This window comes from Paracidovorax wautersii (genome assembly GCF_900113035.1).
Taxonomy (GTDB): domain Bacteria; phylum Pseudomonadota; class Gammaproteobacteria; order Burkholderiales; family Burkholderiaceae_C; genus Paracidovorax; species Paracidovorax wautersii.
Genome location: NZ_FONX01000017.1, coordinates 17,317 through 31,366 on the forward strand (window position 1 = coordinate 17,317; position 14,050 = coordinate 31,366).

13 protein-coding genes are annotated in these 14,050 nt (G+C 69.0%); 10 read left to right on the plus strand and 3 right to left on the minus strand.

Features of this window, described 5'->3' with window-relative positions; all coding sequences use genetic code 11:
- Positions 1-92: 92 nt before the first annotated feature.
- The 10 genes from BM070_RS20020 (at position 93) to BM070_RS20065 (ending at position 9,950) form a co-directional block, all read left to right on the plus strand.
- On the plus strand, positions 93-1,295 hold the full coding sequence (locus BM070_RS20020) for a muconate/chloromuconate family cycloisomerase (RefSeq protein WP_092941339.1): 1,203 nt from the start codon (positions 93-95) through the stop codon (positions 1,293-1,295).
- A 71-nt stretch (positions 1,296-1,366) separates the two neighbouring features.
- Positions 1,367-2,302 carry a catechol 1,2-dioxygenase gene (gene catA, locus BM070_RS20025; protein ID WP_092941205.1) on the plus strand — a complete coding sequence of 312 codons (936 nt, stop codon included), beginning with the start codon at positions 1,367-1,369 and terminating at the stop codon, positions 2,300-2,302.
- Positions 2,303-2,404: 102 nt separating this feature from the next.
- A complete protein-coding gene (locus BM070_RS20030; protein ID WP_092941207.1) occupies positions 2,405-3,769 on the plus strand; it encodes a Rieske 2Fe-2S domain-containing protein in 1,365 nt (454 codons plus the stop codon).
- Positions 3,766-4,272, plus strand: a complete 507-nt coding sequence (gene benB / locus BM070_RS20035) for a benzoate 1,2-dioxygenase small subunit (RefSeq protein WP_092941209.1) — start codon at positions 3,766-3,768, stop codon at positions 4,270-4,272. Before BM070_RS20030 ends, benB begins: the two co-directional genes overlap by 4 nt.
- Positions 4,273-4,291: 19 nt before the next feature.
- A complete protein-coding gene (benC, locus tag BM070_RS20040; protein ID WP_092941211.1) occupies positions 4,292-5,332 on the plus strand; it encodes a benzoate 1,2-dioxygenase electron transfer component BenC in 1,041 nt (346 codons plus the stop codon).
- The gene (locus BM070_RS20045) at positions 5,329-6,114 is read left to right on the plus strand and encodes a 1,6-dihydroxycyclohexa-2,4-diene-1-carboxylate dehydrogenase (RefSeq protein WP_092941213.1); all 786 of its coding nucleotides are present in this window, start codon (positions 5,329-5,331) and stop codon (positions 6,112-6,114) included. Before benC ends, BM070_RS20045 begins: the two co-directional genes overlap by 4 nt.
- Positions 6,115-6,178: 64 nt before the next feature.
- Positions 6,179-7,534, plus strand: a complete 1,356-nt coding sequence (locus BM070_RS20050) for an MFS transporter (RefSeq protein ID WP_092941215.1) — start codon at positions 6,179-6,181, stop codon at positions 7,532-7,534.
- Positions 7,535-7,739: 205 nt separating this feature from the next.
- Positions 7,740-8,219, plus strand: a complete 480-nt coding sequence (locus BM070_RS20055) for a MarR family winged helix-turn-helix transcriptional regulator (protein WP_092941217.1) — start codon at positions 7,740-7,742, stop codon at positions 8,217-8,219.
- A 98-nt stretch (positions 8,220-8,317) separates the two neighbouring features.
- Positions 8,318-8,734, plus strand: a complete 417-nt coding sequence (locus tag BM070_RS20060) for an organic hydroperoxide resistance protein (protein ID WP_092941219.1) — start codon at positions 8,318-8,320, stop codon at positions 8,732-8,734.
- Positions 8,735-8,879: 145 nt separating this feature from the next.
- Positions 8,880-9,950, plus strand: coding sequence for a serine/threonine protein kinase (locus tag BM070_RS20065; protein WP_245785312.1), 1,071 nt, complete (start codon positions 8,880-8,882; stop codon positions 9,948-9,950).
- 48 nt (positions 9,951-9,998) lie between these two features.
- Here the strand turns inward: BM070_RS20065 and BM070_RS20070 are convergent, their stop codons facing one another.
- The 3 genes from BM070_RS20070 to BM070_RS20080 form a co-directional block, all read right to left on the minus strand.
- On the minus strand, positions 9,999-12,881 hold the full coding sequence (locus BM070_RS20070) for a YjbH domain-containing protein (RefSeq protein WP_092941221.1): 2,883 nt from the start codon (positions 12,879-12,881) through the stop codon (positions 9,999-10,001).
- 89 nt (positions 12,882-12,970) lie between these two features.
- A complete protein-coding gene (locus tag BM070_RS20075; RefSeq protein ID WP_092941223.1) occupies positions 12,971-13,591 on the minus strand; it encodes a YjbF family lipoprotein in 621 nt (206 codons plus the stop codon).
- Between the two features lie 135 nt (positions 13,592-13,726).
- Entirely contained in the window at positions 13,727-14,023 is a 297-nt protein-coding gene (locus tag BM070_RS20080; RefSeq protein WP_092941225.1) for a hypothetical protein, read from the minus strand.
- Positions 14,024-14,050: the final 27 nt, after the last annotated feature.

Consider the following 14,050-nt stretch of genomic DNA (forward strand, 5'->3'; position numbering starts at 1 on the left):
ATGAATATTCAGACGAACCATACTTAAAAGGTATTGATCAAGATCAATTTGGTATTGGATCGGCAGAGGGTGGCTGCCGTTCAATGGCAGCCATGCAGCCCACCAACGCCACCTCGTCCCTGGCCAGCGCCACCGCCCACTCCACCGCCGTCATCGACAAGGTGGAGACCATGCTGGTCGATCTGCCCACCATCCGCCCCCACCAGCTGTCCATGGCGACCATGCACGGCCAGACGCTGATGCTGGTGCGCGTGCACTGCTCGGACGGCACGGTGGGCATCGGCGAAGGCACGACCATCGGCGGCCTGGCGTACGGCGCCGAATCGCCCGAGGGCATGAAGCTCGCCATCGACACCTATTTCGCCCCGCTGATGCTGGGCGCGGACGCCAGCCGGGTCGCCGCGCTGATGGCGCGGCTGGGCAAGGCCGTGCGCGACAACCGCTTCGCCAAATGCGCCGTCGAGACGGCCCTCTTCGATGCGCTGGGCCACCGCGTGGGCCTGCCGGTGTCCGAGCTGCTGGGTGGCCGCCTGCGCGATCGCCTGCCGGTGGCCTGGACGCTGGCGTCCGGCGACACGGCGCGCGACATCGACGAGGCGCAGCGCATGCTGGCCACGCGCCGGCACCGGATCTTCAAGCTCAAGATCGGGCGCAAGCCCGTGCGCGACGACGTGGTGCACGTGGCGGCGATCCGGCAGGCGCTGGGCGATGAGGCCAGCGTGCGCGTCGATGTGAACATGGCCTGGACCGAGCTGGAAGCGCATTACGGGCTGGCCGGGCTGGTGGATGCCGGCTGCGAACTGGTCGAGCAGCCCGTCGGCAGCGCCGATGCGCTGGCGCGGCTGACCGGCAAGTACCCCATCGCCGTCATGGCCGACGAATCGCTGACCGGGCCGGCCTCGGCCTTCGCGCTGGCCAGCGCCCGCGGCGCGGACGTGTTCGCCATCAAGACCGAACAGTCGGGCGGCCTGCTGGCCGCGCAGCAGGTGGCGGCCATCGCCGATGCGGCGCACATCGGGCTGTACGGCGGAACCATGCTGGAAGGCGCCGTGGGCTCCATCGCTTCAGCCCACGTGTTCTCGACCTTCCGCGAGCTGCGCTGGGGCACCGAGCTGTTCGGCCCCCTGCTGCTGACCGAGGAGATCCTGACCCAGCCGCTCGCCTACCAGGACTTCGAGCTGCAGATCCCGGGCGGACCCGGGCTCGGCATCGCGCTGGACGAAGACCGCGTGCGGCACTTCCGCCGCGACCGGCCCCGCACCAGCGTGGGCCCGGCGACCGCCCAGGCGGCCTGAAACCGCGGCCAGGGCCCGCCTGCCGCTTCCCACGACCAACGATCCACAACCCCACAGAACGGAGACCCCCCATGAGCACCAAGATCTTCAACACCGCCGAGGTCCAGGACTTCCTGCGCCTGGCCAGCGGCCTCACGCAAGAAGGCGGCGACGCGCGCACCAAGGCGATCGTCCACCGCATCCTCTCGGACCTGTTCAAGGCGATCGAGGACCTCGACATCAGCTCCGACGAATACTGGGCCGGCGTCGCCTACATCAACCAGCTGGGCACGCGCGGCGAAGCCGGCCTGCTGTCTCCCGGCCTGGGGCTGGACCGCTACTACGACATGCGCATGGACGCCGAGGACGCCGCGCTGGGCGTGGAAAACGGCACGCCGCGCACCATCGAAGGCCCGCTGTACGTGGCCGGTGCGCCCGTGGCGCAGGGCTTCGCGCGGCTGGACGACGGCAGCGACCAGCAGGGCCACACGCTGATCATGCACGGCACGGTCTTCGGCGCCGACGGCCAGCCCCTGCCCGGCGCCTCGGTGGAGGTCTGGCATGCCAACACCAAGGGCTTCTATTCCCACTTCGACCCGACCGGCGAGCAGAAGCCGTTCAACATGCGCCGCACCATCGTCACCGACGCCCAGGGCCGCTACAAGTTCCAGAGCATCGTGCCCGCGGGCTACGGCGTGCCGCCCGGCGGCCCCACGCACGTGCTGCTGCAGCGGCTGGGCCGGCACGGCAACCGCCCCGCGCACATCCACTTCTTCGTGACGGCGGAAGGCCATCGCAAGCTCACCACGCAGATCAACATCGACGGCGACCCGCTGGTGCATGACGACTTCGCCTACGCCACCCGCGAGGGCCTGATCCCGCCGCTGGTCGAGCGCACGGACGCAGCCAGCATCCAGGCCCACGGCCTGACCGGGCCGTTCGCGGAAATCCACTTCGACATCACGCTCAGCGCGCTGGTGGACGGCGTGGACAACCAGCTCGTGAACCGCCCCCGGCTCGCCGCCTGACGGCCTGAAGGCCCCCCGACGGCGGGGCCTTCCATCCTTCCCGCACACACCGCGACGCGGCGCCAGGCCGCGGCGGATGAACGCACCCCACGAGGACCTCCCATGAACCCGACCGCATCCACGCCACGGCACGGCCACATCGAGCAGCTGCTGGAATCGGCCCTGCAGCACGACAGGGACGCCGGCGTCTTCCGCTGCCGCCGCGACATCTTCACCGACCCGGCCCTGTTCGAGCTCGAGATGACGCACATCTTCGAGGGCAACTGGGTCTATCTCGCGCACGAGAGCCAGATCCCCGAGATCAACGACTACTTCACGACCTACATCGGCCGCCAGCCCATCGTCATCACGCGCGGCAAGGACGGCACGCTCAACGCGATGATCAACGCCTGCGCCCACCGCGGCGCCACGCTGTGCCGCAAGAAGCACGGCAACAAGGGCAGCTTCACCTGCCCGTTCCACGGCTGGACCTTCAACAACGCCGGCAAGCTGCTCAAGGTCAAGGACGAGAAGACCACCGAGTACCCGGTGCAGTTCAACACCGGCGGCTCGCACGACCTGAAGAAGGTGGCCCGCTTCGAAAGCTACAAGGGCTTCCTGTTCGGCAGCCTGAAGGCCGAGGTGCAGCCGCTGGAGGACTTCCTGGGCGAGACGAAGGTCATCATCGACCAGATCGTGGACCAGGCGCCCGAGGGGCTGGAGGTGCTGCGCGGCAGCTCCACCTACACCTACGACGCCAACTGGAAGATGCAGATGGAGAACGGCAGCGACGGCTACCACGTCAGCTCCGTGCACTGGAACTATGCGGCCACCATGGGGCGCCGCAAGGACGGCGGCACCAAGGCCGTCGATGCCAACGGCTGGAGCCGGAGCGTGGGTGGCGTGTACGGCTTCGAGAACGGCCACATCCTGCTGTGGACGCGCACGATGAACCCCGAGGTCCGCCCGGTGTACAGCCACCGCGAAGCGCTCAAGGAACGCCTGGGCGAAGACCGGGCCGAATTCATCGTCAGCCAGACGCGCAATCTCTGCCTCTACCCCAACGTCTATCTGATGGACCAGTTCTCCACGCAGATCCGCGTGACCCGCCCGATCAGCGTGGACAAGACCGAGATCAGCATCTACTGCTTCGCCCCCAAGGGCGAGAGCGCCGAGAACCGAGCCATCCGCATCCGCCAGTACGAGGACTTCTTCAACGTCTCCGGCATGGGCACGGCCGACGACCTGGAGGAGTTCCGCGCCTGCCAGAGCGGCTACGCCGGCAGGAATGCGCCGTGGAACGACCTGAGCCGCGGCGCCCCGCTGTGGACAGAGGGGCCCGACGAGAACGCCAGGAAGATGGGCATGTCGCCCCTGCTCAGCGGCAGCCGCAGCGAGGACGAGGGCCTCTTCGTCTGCCAGCACGACTACTGGGTGAAGACCCTGCGCCAGGCCGTGCAGCAGGAGCGCGAGGAGGTGCAGCCATGAGCGGCGCCGCCCACCCCACCGGCCACGCCGCGATCAGCGCCTTTCTCTACCGCGAGGCACGCCATCTGGACGACCGCGAATGGGACGCCTGGCTGGAGCTGTACGCCCCCGACGTGGAGTACTGGATGCCGGCCTGGGACGACGACGACCGGCTGACCGAAGACCCCCAGCGCGAGATCTCGCTGATCTACTACCCGAACCGCAACGGGCTGGAAGACCGCGTCTTCCGCATCCAGACGGAACGCTCCAGCGCCTCCATGCCCGAGCCGCGCACCAGCCACATGATCGCCAACGTGGAGGTGCTGCAGGAGCGCGGCGATGCCGTGGACGTGCGCTACAACTTCCACACGCTGAGCCACCGCTACCAGAAGACCGACCAGTTCTTCGGCACCGTCTTCGCCACGCTGCGAAAGCAGGGCGACGGCGGCTACCTGATCGCGCGCAAGAAGATCGTCCTCAAGGACGACTACATCCGCCAGGTCATCGACATCTACCACCTCTGACACGCAGGAGAAGACCACGATGACCAGCCACCGCATTGCCCTGAACTTCGAGGACGGCGTCACCCGCTTCATCGACTGCGGGGCCGGCGAGAAGGTGCTCGACGCCGCCTTCCGCCAGCGCATCAACCTGCCCATGGACTGCTCCGACGGCGTCTGCGGCACCTGCAAGTGCCGCGCCGAGGCCGGCAGCTACGACCTGGGCGACGACTACATCGACGAGGCCCTGACGCAGGACGAGGCCGCGCAGGGCCTGGTGCTGACCTGCCAGATGGTGCCCCGCGCGGACTGCGTGATCGCCGTGCCCGTGCCCTCCACCGCCTGCAAGACGGGCATGGCCCAGTTCACGGCCACCGTCGCCGAGGTCACGGCGCTCGGCGATGCGGCCTACGAACTGGCGCTGGATCTGCCGCAGGCGCCGCCCCACTTCCTGCCGGGCCAGTACGTGAACATCGGCGTGCCGGGCAGCGCGCAGCACCGCTCGTATTCGTTCAGCTCGGCGCCGGGCGAGCAGCGCATCCGCTTCCTGATCAAGCAGGTGCCGGGCGGCCTCATGAGCCGCTGGCTCGAAGGCGCCGCACCGGGCCAGCCGCTGCAGCTCACCGGGCCGCTGGGCAGCTTCTACCTGCGCGACGTGGCGCGCCCGCTGCTCCTGCTGGCCGGCGGCACGGGGCTCGCGCCCTTTCTCTCCATGCTGGAAGTGCTGGCCCGCCAACCGTCCGGGCAGCCGGTGCATCTGATCTACGGGGTCACGCGGGACCAGGACCTGGTGCTGGTGGACCGGCTGCAGGCCTATGCCGAACGCATTCCCGGCTTCAGCTTTGCCACCTGCGTCGCGGACCCGCAGACCACGCACTCGCGCCAGGGCTACGTGACCCAGCACATGCCGCAGGAGGTGCTGCACGGCGGAGCGGTGGATGTCTATCTCTGCGGCCCGCCGCCCATGGTGGATGCCGTGCAGAAGCACTTCCAGGCCGCAGGGCTGGAGCCGGCGCACTTCCACTACGAGAAGTTCACCCCCAACGCGGCGGCTGCCGCCCCCGCCCTGGAGGCCGTCGCATGAACGACCTCTTCAAAGGCCAGGCCATGCTGATCACCGGCGCGGCCCAGGGCATCGGGCAGCGGGTGGCCGAGCTGGCCGCCGAGCGGGGCGCACGCCTCGCCCTGGTGGACCGCTCGCCGCTGGTGCATGAACTGCGCGAGCGACTCCTGGCCACCTGCGGCACCGGCGGCGTGATCGCGATCGAGGCGGATCTGGAGCAGTTCACCGGCGCGGAAGATGCCGCGGCACAGGCGCACAAGGCCTTCCGCCGCATCGACGTGCTGGTCAACAACGTGGGCGGCACCATCTGGACCAAGCCCTACGAGCACTACCGCCCCGAGGAGATCGAGGCCGAAGTGCGGCGCTCGCTCTTCCCGACCCTGTGGTGCTGCCGGGCCGTGCTGCCCTACATGCTCAAGAAGAAGAAGGGCGCCATCGTCAACGTCTCGTCCATCGCCACGCGCAGCATCCACCGCGCGCCCTACGGCGCGGCCAAGGGCGGCGTGAATACGCTCACGGCCTGCCTGGCCTTCGAGAACGGCGAGCGCGGCATCCGCGTCAACGCCGTGGCGCCGGGGGGCACCGAGGCGCCGCCGCGCCGCATTCCGCGCAATACCAGCCGCCTGGGCCGGCAGGACCAGGCCTGGTACCAGCAGATCGTGGACCAGACGGTCTCCAGCACCTTGATGAAGCGCTACGGCACGCTGGACGAACAGGCCGAGGCGATTCTCTTTCTCGCATCGGACCGGGCCTCCTACATCACGGGGACGGTGCTCCCCGTCGGTGGCGGCGACCAGGGCTGAAGCACCGCACCCGCGGGCCAGGGGCCCCGCACGCCCGCCCCCACTACAACACAAGGAGACAAGCATGAAAACGTTGGACGTCAACGAGGTCATCGATGGCGCGCGCTTCACGCGCTTTCACTGGATGGTGATGTGCCTGTGCGCACTGCTGCTCATCTTCGACGGCTACGACCTCTTCATCTACGGCGTGGTGCTGCCGGTGCTGATGCAGCAGTGGCAGCTCACGCCGGTGCAGGCCGGCGCGCTGGGCAGCTATGCCCTCTTCGGCATGATGTTCGGCGCCTTCGTCTTCGGCCCGCTGGCCGACCGCATCGGGCGCAAGAAGGGCATCGCCGCCAGCTTCGCCCTGTTCAGCGTGGCGACCTTCCTGAGCGGCCTGGCCACCACGCCGACCGAGTTCGGCATCTACCGCTTCATCGCCGGCCTGGGCTGCGGCGGCCTGATGCCCAATGCCGTGGCGCTGATGAACGAGTACGCGCCCCGGCGCGCCCGCAGCACCCTGGTCGCGATCATGTTCAGCGGCTATTCGCTGGGCGGCGTGCTCTGCGCCGGCCTGGGCATCTACATGCTGCCGCGCTTCGGCTGGCAATCCATGTTCTTCGTGGCGGCCCTGCCGCTGCTGCTTTTGCCCGTCATCCTGTGGAAGCTGCCCGAATCGGTCGGTTTCCTGCTGCGCCAGGGCCGGCACGAGCAGGCCCGCGCGATGCTGGGCCATGTCGATCCGGGCCTGCGGCTGGGGGCCGACACGCAGCTGGTCCAGTCCGGCGCCAAAACCACGGGCGTGCCGATGCTGGACCTCTTCAAGGAAGGGCGCACCCTGGGCACGCTGATGATCTGGCTGTCGTTCTTCTGCTGCCTGCTGATGGTCTATGCGCTCGGCTCCTGGCTGCCCAAGCTGATGGCCAACGCCGGCTACAGCCTGGGGTCGAGCCTGTCCTTCCTGCTGGTGCTGAACTTCGGCGGCGTGGTGGGCGCCATCGCCGGCGGCTGGCTGGGCGACCGGTTCAGCCTGCCCAAGGTGGTGGTGACGTACTTCGCCCTGGGCACGGCCTCCATCGCGCTGCTGGGCTTCAACAGCCCCATGCCCGTGCTCTACCTGCTGATCGCCGTGGCGGGCGCGACCACCATCGGCACGCAGATCCTGCTCTATGCCAACACGGCGCAGTTCTATCCGCTGTCCATCCGCTCCACGGGGCTGGGCTGGGCCTCGGGCGTCGGCCGGCTCGGCGCCATCGTGGGGCCGCTGCTGGGCGGCTCGCTGGTGGCGGCGGCGCTGCCGCTCAAGATGAACTTCCTGGCCTTCGCCGTGCCGGGCCTGGTCGCGGCGCTGGCGGTCTGCGTCTTCATCGCGGGCCATCGCCGCAAGGCCGCCATGGAACGCCCCTTGATGGCCACCGCTTCGCAGCCCAGCGGCGCCTGACACGCTCCCTGCCGCTCGCTGCCCAGCGGGGCCGAAGGCCTCCCCCCCTATGAGGTGGGAGGCCTTCGGCGTTTCCGGCAGGGGGTGACTGCGATGCAGCGCACCAGGCACCATGCCGGGTTCGAGGCGCCAAAGACCACTCCCAGAAGATGGTCTCCTTGAATTTAAATTTCACGCAATTCAATTGCCAGCAATAATTCAACCCATGCCCCGCCACCCAGCCACTGCCGCGATACCCAGCACCGCCCTGCTGCAACTGGACAACCAAGTCTGCTTCGCGCTGTATTCGGCATCGCTGGCCATGACCAAGTTCTACAAGCCGCTGCTCGACGAGATCGGCCTGACCTACCCGCAGTACGTCGTGATGCTCACCCTCTGGGAGCGCGACGGCGTCACCGTCTCCGAGCTGGGCGAGCGCCTGTTCCTCGATTCCGGCACGCTGACCCCGCTGCTCAAGCGGCTCGAAGCCTCGGGCCACCTGAGCCGGCTGCGCGATGCCGAAGACGAGCGCCGCGTGCGCATCAGCCTCACGGCGCAGGGCCGGGCCCTGCGCGAGCAGGCCGAGCGCATTCCCAACTGCGTGCTGGAACGCACGCAATGCACGCTGCACGAGCTCACGGCCCTGACAGGGCAGCTGACCGCGCTGCGCGACCGCCTGGGCCGCCAGGCCGCGCCGCCCGCCTGAAGCGGCGGCCACAGCCACCGCCCGCCAGCCTCTTCTTTCGTTTCACACCGGCCTGTTAGGCTTTTTTCTCCACCCCAAGCAACCTCAAGGAACGCACCATGACCACGCTCGACAAAGTTCTCTACACCGCCCGCGCCCACACCACCGGCGGCCGCGATGGCGCATCGCGCACCGACGATGGCCGTCTGGACGTGAAGCTGTCTTCCCCCGGCACCAGCGGCACGGGCACCAACCCCGAGCAGCTGTTCGCCGCCGGCTACTCCGCCTGCTTCATCGGCGCCATGAAGGCCGTCGCCAGCAAGGTGGGCGTGACGGTGCCGCAAGACGTGTCGATCGACGCCGAAGTGGACCTGGGCCCCATCCCCAACGCCTACGGCATCGCCGCACGCCTGAACATCTCCCTGCCCGGCGTGGACAAGGCCAAGGCCCAGGAACTGGTGGACGCAGCCCACCAGGTCTGCCCCTACTCCAACGCCACCCGCGGCAACATCGACGTGACCATCACCCTGGTCTGATCGCCCGGTAGGCGGGGCCTGCGGGCTCCGGCGCTATCGACAAAAGAGCTGCCAGCGCTTGTCTCTCAAGCGCTGGCGGCTTTTTTCATGGGTGGTCCACAACCCTGCATCGGCCCGCCCCGGCGCAGAGGCAGACAATGGAGGCATGCAGATGCCTCCCGCCTCCTCCTCGCCCAACGCCACACCCGGCAGCGCCCACCATCCCTACGCGGTCCTCACGCCGGACCTAGTGCTGGATGCGCTGGCCAGCGTCGGCCTCTACGGCGACGGCCGGCTGATGGCCCTGGGCTCCTACGAGAACCGGGTCTATCAGGCCACGCTGGAAGATGACGGAACGCGGGTGGTCGCCAAGTTCTACCGCCCGGGGCGCTGGAGCGAGGCGCAGATCCTCGAAGAGCACGCCTTCGCCGCCGAGCTGGCCGAGGCCGAAATCCCCATGGTCGCGCCCCTGTCCATCGCGGGCCGCACGCTGCACCAGCATGCCGGCTTCGCGTTCTCGGTCAGCCCCTGGCGCGGCGGGCGCACGCCCGAGCTGGACGACTTCGAGGTGCTGGAGTGGATCGGCCGCTTCCTCGCGCGCATCCACACCGTGGGCGCCGCCCGGCCCTTCGTCCACCGGCCGGCCCTGGACCTGCAGACGCTGGCCCGCGAGCCCCTGGCCTGGCTGATGGAGCATGAAATCATCCCGCTGGACCAGCGCTCCGCCTGGCAAGGCGCCTGCCAGAAAGCTATTGATTTGATAGCTGCATGCCTCGACGGAAAGGGCGCTCACGGCCATTTTGGCTTGAAAGACGCGCAGCTGCTGCGCCTGCACGGCGACTGCCACCCGGGCAACGTGCTCTGGACGCCGGTGGACGAGGACACCGGCCGCGGCGGCCCGCACTTCGTCGATCTGGACGACGCCCGCACCGGCCCGGCCGTGCAGGATCTCTGGATGCTGCTCTCGGGCGATCGCCGCCAGCGCACGCTGCAGCTGTCGGCGCTGCTGGACGGCTACGAGCAGTTCCGTCCGTTCGACCGCCGCGAGCTGGCGCTGATCGAGCCGCTGCGCACGCTGCGCCTGATCCACTACAGCGCCTGGCTGGCGCGGCGCTGGGACGACCCGATCTTCCCGATCAACTTCCCCTGGTTCGGCAGCAGCGACTACTGGCGCGGCCAGGTGGACATGCTGCACGAGCAGATCGAGGCCATGGGCGAGGCGCCGCTGGCGGCATGAGCGCAGGGGCGTCACCCCCCTGCCCCACCGCCGCAGGGCCGGGCTGAATCAGTCCTTGCGCGGCGTGAAGACGTCGTCGCCCGAGCGCAGGCGGTCCTCCGGCGGCGGGCCGGCGCTGAAGGCGTCGAGCGCACGGGCCGAGGTCACCGAATACAGCGTCTGCGTGCGCGCCAGCCGCGCGCCGCCGTCCCGCGTGAGCGGCGTCCAGAAGATGGTGCCGGTGGTCGGCGTGGAGCGCGGCAGGATCGCATCGAACGGGAAGGACACGTAGAGGCCCTTGTCGAAGCTGCCCTCGCCGAACTGCGCGGCCGACACGTTGGTCTTGGTGGCATAGGCGCCGATGACGACGCCGTTGGCGAAGCGCCGGCTCACGTCCAGCGTGGCGCCCTTGTCGCCCGCCAGGTACTGGCCCGCGCTCAGTCGCACGTTCACGCCGTTCCAGCCCGTGTCCCAGTAGATGGAGGCATGGCCGGTGGTGACCTGGTAGTCGCGGAAGCTGAAGTTCTGCTCGAAGGCGCGCTGGCGCACCCGGTTCACATCGACGCCGAAGGCCCAGCGGCTGCGCAGCGGGCGGTAGAGGTATTCGGCCCCCACGCCGCCGTACATCGGCTCCAGCAGGCCGCCGTAGATGCTGGCGAAATGGTTGCCGCCCAACTGCTCGGCATGGGTGATCTGCAGGTTGCTCAGCGTGAAACGCGAGGTGGTGACGAATTCACGGGCCAGCGTGCGCACGCGCGGCAGATTGCTGGGCGCCGTGTACTTGAACTTGTCGTAGTTGTCGATCACGCGCAGGTTGGCCGAGGCATTCACCCAGGTGCTGCGCGTCAGGCGGTATTCGGCATCGCCCTTGATGCCGATCTGGTAGAGCACGAAGCTGTCCGGGCCGCCCAGGGTCTGCCAGAAGCTCGGGCCCAGGCCGCCGGTGAAGCGGCCGTCGGCGCTGCGCCAGAAGCCGGCATCCGTCCTGGCGCCGGCCGGGGCGGGCGCAGCAGGCGCAGCGCTGGCCTGCCGTTGCTGCGGCTGCGCCGGGGGCGTGATGTCGGCCAGCGGGGCCGTCGGCACGTCGCCGCCGAGCGCCTGCCGCTGGGCGGGCGACTGCGCCTCGGTATGAAGCGCGACCCAGTCGGCACGGTCGATGGTCTTGCTGCCCATGACCATGCCGTGCTCGACGAAGTCGATGACGAAGCGGTTCACGTCGGCCGCGGAATCGCGGTGCAGATAGGCCACCAGGCGGTCGAAATGCCCGGAGCGGTACAGGCCGGTGGCGCCGCTCACGCTCACGCGCAGCGTGTCGCCCTCGCGCACCGCCTCCGTCACGCGCCAGCCCGTGTCGCGGTTCATCTGCGACGACAGATCGTTCCAGGACGCCTGCGCCGCGGGCCGCGCGGCCTGCACGGCGGGCGCCGGCGTGTCGAACAGCTTGGGCGACTGCAAGCGGTTCAGCCCGCCATGGAAGGTGATGCCGAAGCTCACCTTGTCGCCGCGCTCCACGCCCGCCGAGATGTCGATGTGCGGGGAATAGCGATAGACCACGCCCACGTTGATCGGCACGCGCTGCCTGAAGGTGGCGGAGAAAGGCTCACGCTGGTAGTTGTTGCCGTCGTATTCGAGCTTGACGACCAGCGGCTGGTAGGGCGACTGCCACTGCACGCCGCCGAAGAGGCTGGTCGGACCGCGGAAATAGCTGGTGGATTCCAATGTGCCGCCCGAGGCCGTACTGCCGGCAGGACGCGTGGAAAACCGGTCACTGACGACCGACAGCGGATTCTTCAGGTTGCCCCGCGCTCCCAGATAGCCCCAGCCCAGGCCCAGGCTCCAGTCGAAATTGCCGGTGCGCTTGCTGGCCACCACGTATTCGCCCGAAAAGAGCCCGGTGCCGCCGATGTCGCGGGCACCGACCGCAATGCCTGGCAGGTAGCGAGACTCCTCCCGGAGCCTCAGTTTCACGTCGAAGTTCTTATCCTTGAAAGATTGGCTGGAGATAGCGATGCCGTAATCTTGATTGCTTACGGTGACGTAGCGGAAGCCGAATTCGATCCAGTCCAGTGGCTGGAACATCACCGTGGCGCGCGTGTAGGGCGTGGTGCGGCTGATGCTCAGGCGTGTATCCCCGGCGGCTTCCATGCGCGCGGTAGGGGTCTGCAGCAGGCCAATCTCGCCCCAGTCGCTGGCCGTGAGCGGCAGCGCGCGCTGGCGCACGCCGCCGCCGTCGGGCAGGCTGTTCGCTACCGGCGGCACGGAATAGCCCTGGGTGTCGGGTGCCGCGCCCTGGGTCGCCAGCAAGCGGATCAGCGCATCGGACAAAGAGGCCGGAATGCGGCTCTGCCGCGCCGGCGCCCAGATCCAGGCGCCTGCGGCCGGCGGGTCCTGCGCCTCGCCATTCCAGAGGCCTGTGCCGTAGCGATAGGTGCGGCCGTCGGGCTGGGCGATCCAGACCACGTCGCGGTCGGCGGCATCGGCCACACAGGCGCGCACATAGTCGAAGGCCATGCCGCCGGCCTGCGCGGGCACGCGGCAGCGCTCCCCGTTCTCGAGCACCACGGTCACGGTGCGCGGACGCTCGGGCAGCTCCAGCGAGTCGCCCCCCTGGAGCAGCACCGGGTCCTGGTCGGGATGGACCTCCAGCCAGCGCGCATCGGCCGAAGCCAGCGCCGCGCGGCCGGTCACCGGCAGCCCCGCCAACCAATCGGCCAGCCGGGGCAGGCCGTTGGGATGGTCCAGCGGCAAGGCGCGCAGGCCGTCCACGACTTGGTTGCGCAAGGCCTGTTGCGCAGGCTTTTCCGCCGGCACCAGCCAGGCGGCGCCGCCGTCGTAGCGCTCCGCGGGCTGCCGCAGCAGCCAGGCGCTTGCGCGCTCGGGCGTCGTGGAAGGGGGCACGGGCTCGGCGGCCCAGGCATCCAGCCCCAGGCCCGCAAGAAGCGAAGCCGCCAAGGCGGAGAGGGGCCAGCGGCGCCGGCACGACAACGAACAGGTCAACGATGGGCGCACGAGGACATCCGGCTAGCTAAAGGGAGACGAGATCAGCGCGAGGCAGCAGCCGCCGGAGACGGCGCAGCGGCGGTGACCGGGCGCAGAGCCAGGCACAGATCGACGGCCAGGCACTGCTGGGAATACACCACGCGCTCGGCACCATTGGACAGGTCCACCGCGAACAGCGAGGCCGGCAGCTGCGCAGCCGGCGGGCGTGTGACGGCGACCTCTTCGAACCATTGCACCGACGCCGGCACCTGCACCGACACCAGCGTCTTGCCAGGCGGCGCGATGGGGCGGATGGTGACGGAGTCCTTCACGCCGGTCAGCGCGCCGGGCATGCTGTCGCGCACACGCTGATAGGAGCCCAGCGACGGGCGCTCCAGCACGCTGCGCCAGGAAGGCACGGCGGAGAAGCTCACGTCGCGCCATTCGCGGGGCAGGCCGGTGGCACCAGCAAGCCGCCCATGGCGCAGCCGCAGCACCTCCTTGGAAGCGCTGTACCAGACCTCTTCGGGCGCGCCCTGGGGATCATCCTTCACGGGATCGAGATAACCCAGCGCCATCAGGGCGGCGCCCCCTTGGGAGGTATCGACGCGCAGGTAGCGCAGGCGCGGGTCCAGCTGTGCCTGGGCGAGCGGATCGCCGGGCAGCACGTAGCGGCTGACCATGCCCTGCAAGGTGGAAGAACTCGCGCTGCACCCCGCCAGCACTGCGGCAATCACGCAGGCCGACGGCACAAAAAACAAAACCCGGTAGAAACCGGGTTTTGACTGGGCGGCAGACAGCTGCACCAGCGGCAGAGCTTAGCGGGTCGTGCCCGTGGTGCCCGTGGTGCCGGAATCGCTGGACGAACCGGCGACGGCAGCGATAGCGGCCACAGCCACCACGCCGACGGCGATGGTGCCAGCGCTCACGGCACCCAGTGCGCCCACGGTGGCAGCGGAGCCACCAGCAGCACCGCCGGCACCGGCGGCGGTTGCCGTGGTGGACGTGGAGGTGCTGGTGGAAGCAGCAGCGCCTTCCGTCTGAGCGTGCGACAGAGCGGGAGCAGCAGCCAGTGCTGCGGAAGCGACGAAGTAACCGAGTTTCTTGAAGTTCATGAAATTCTCCCAATAAAAAAGGACGAG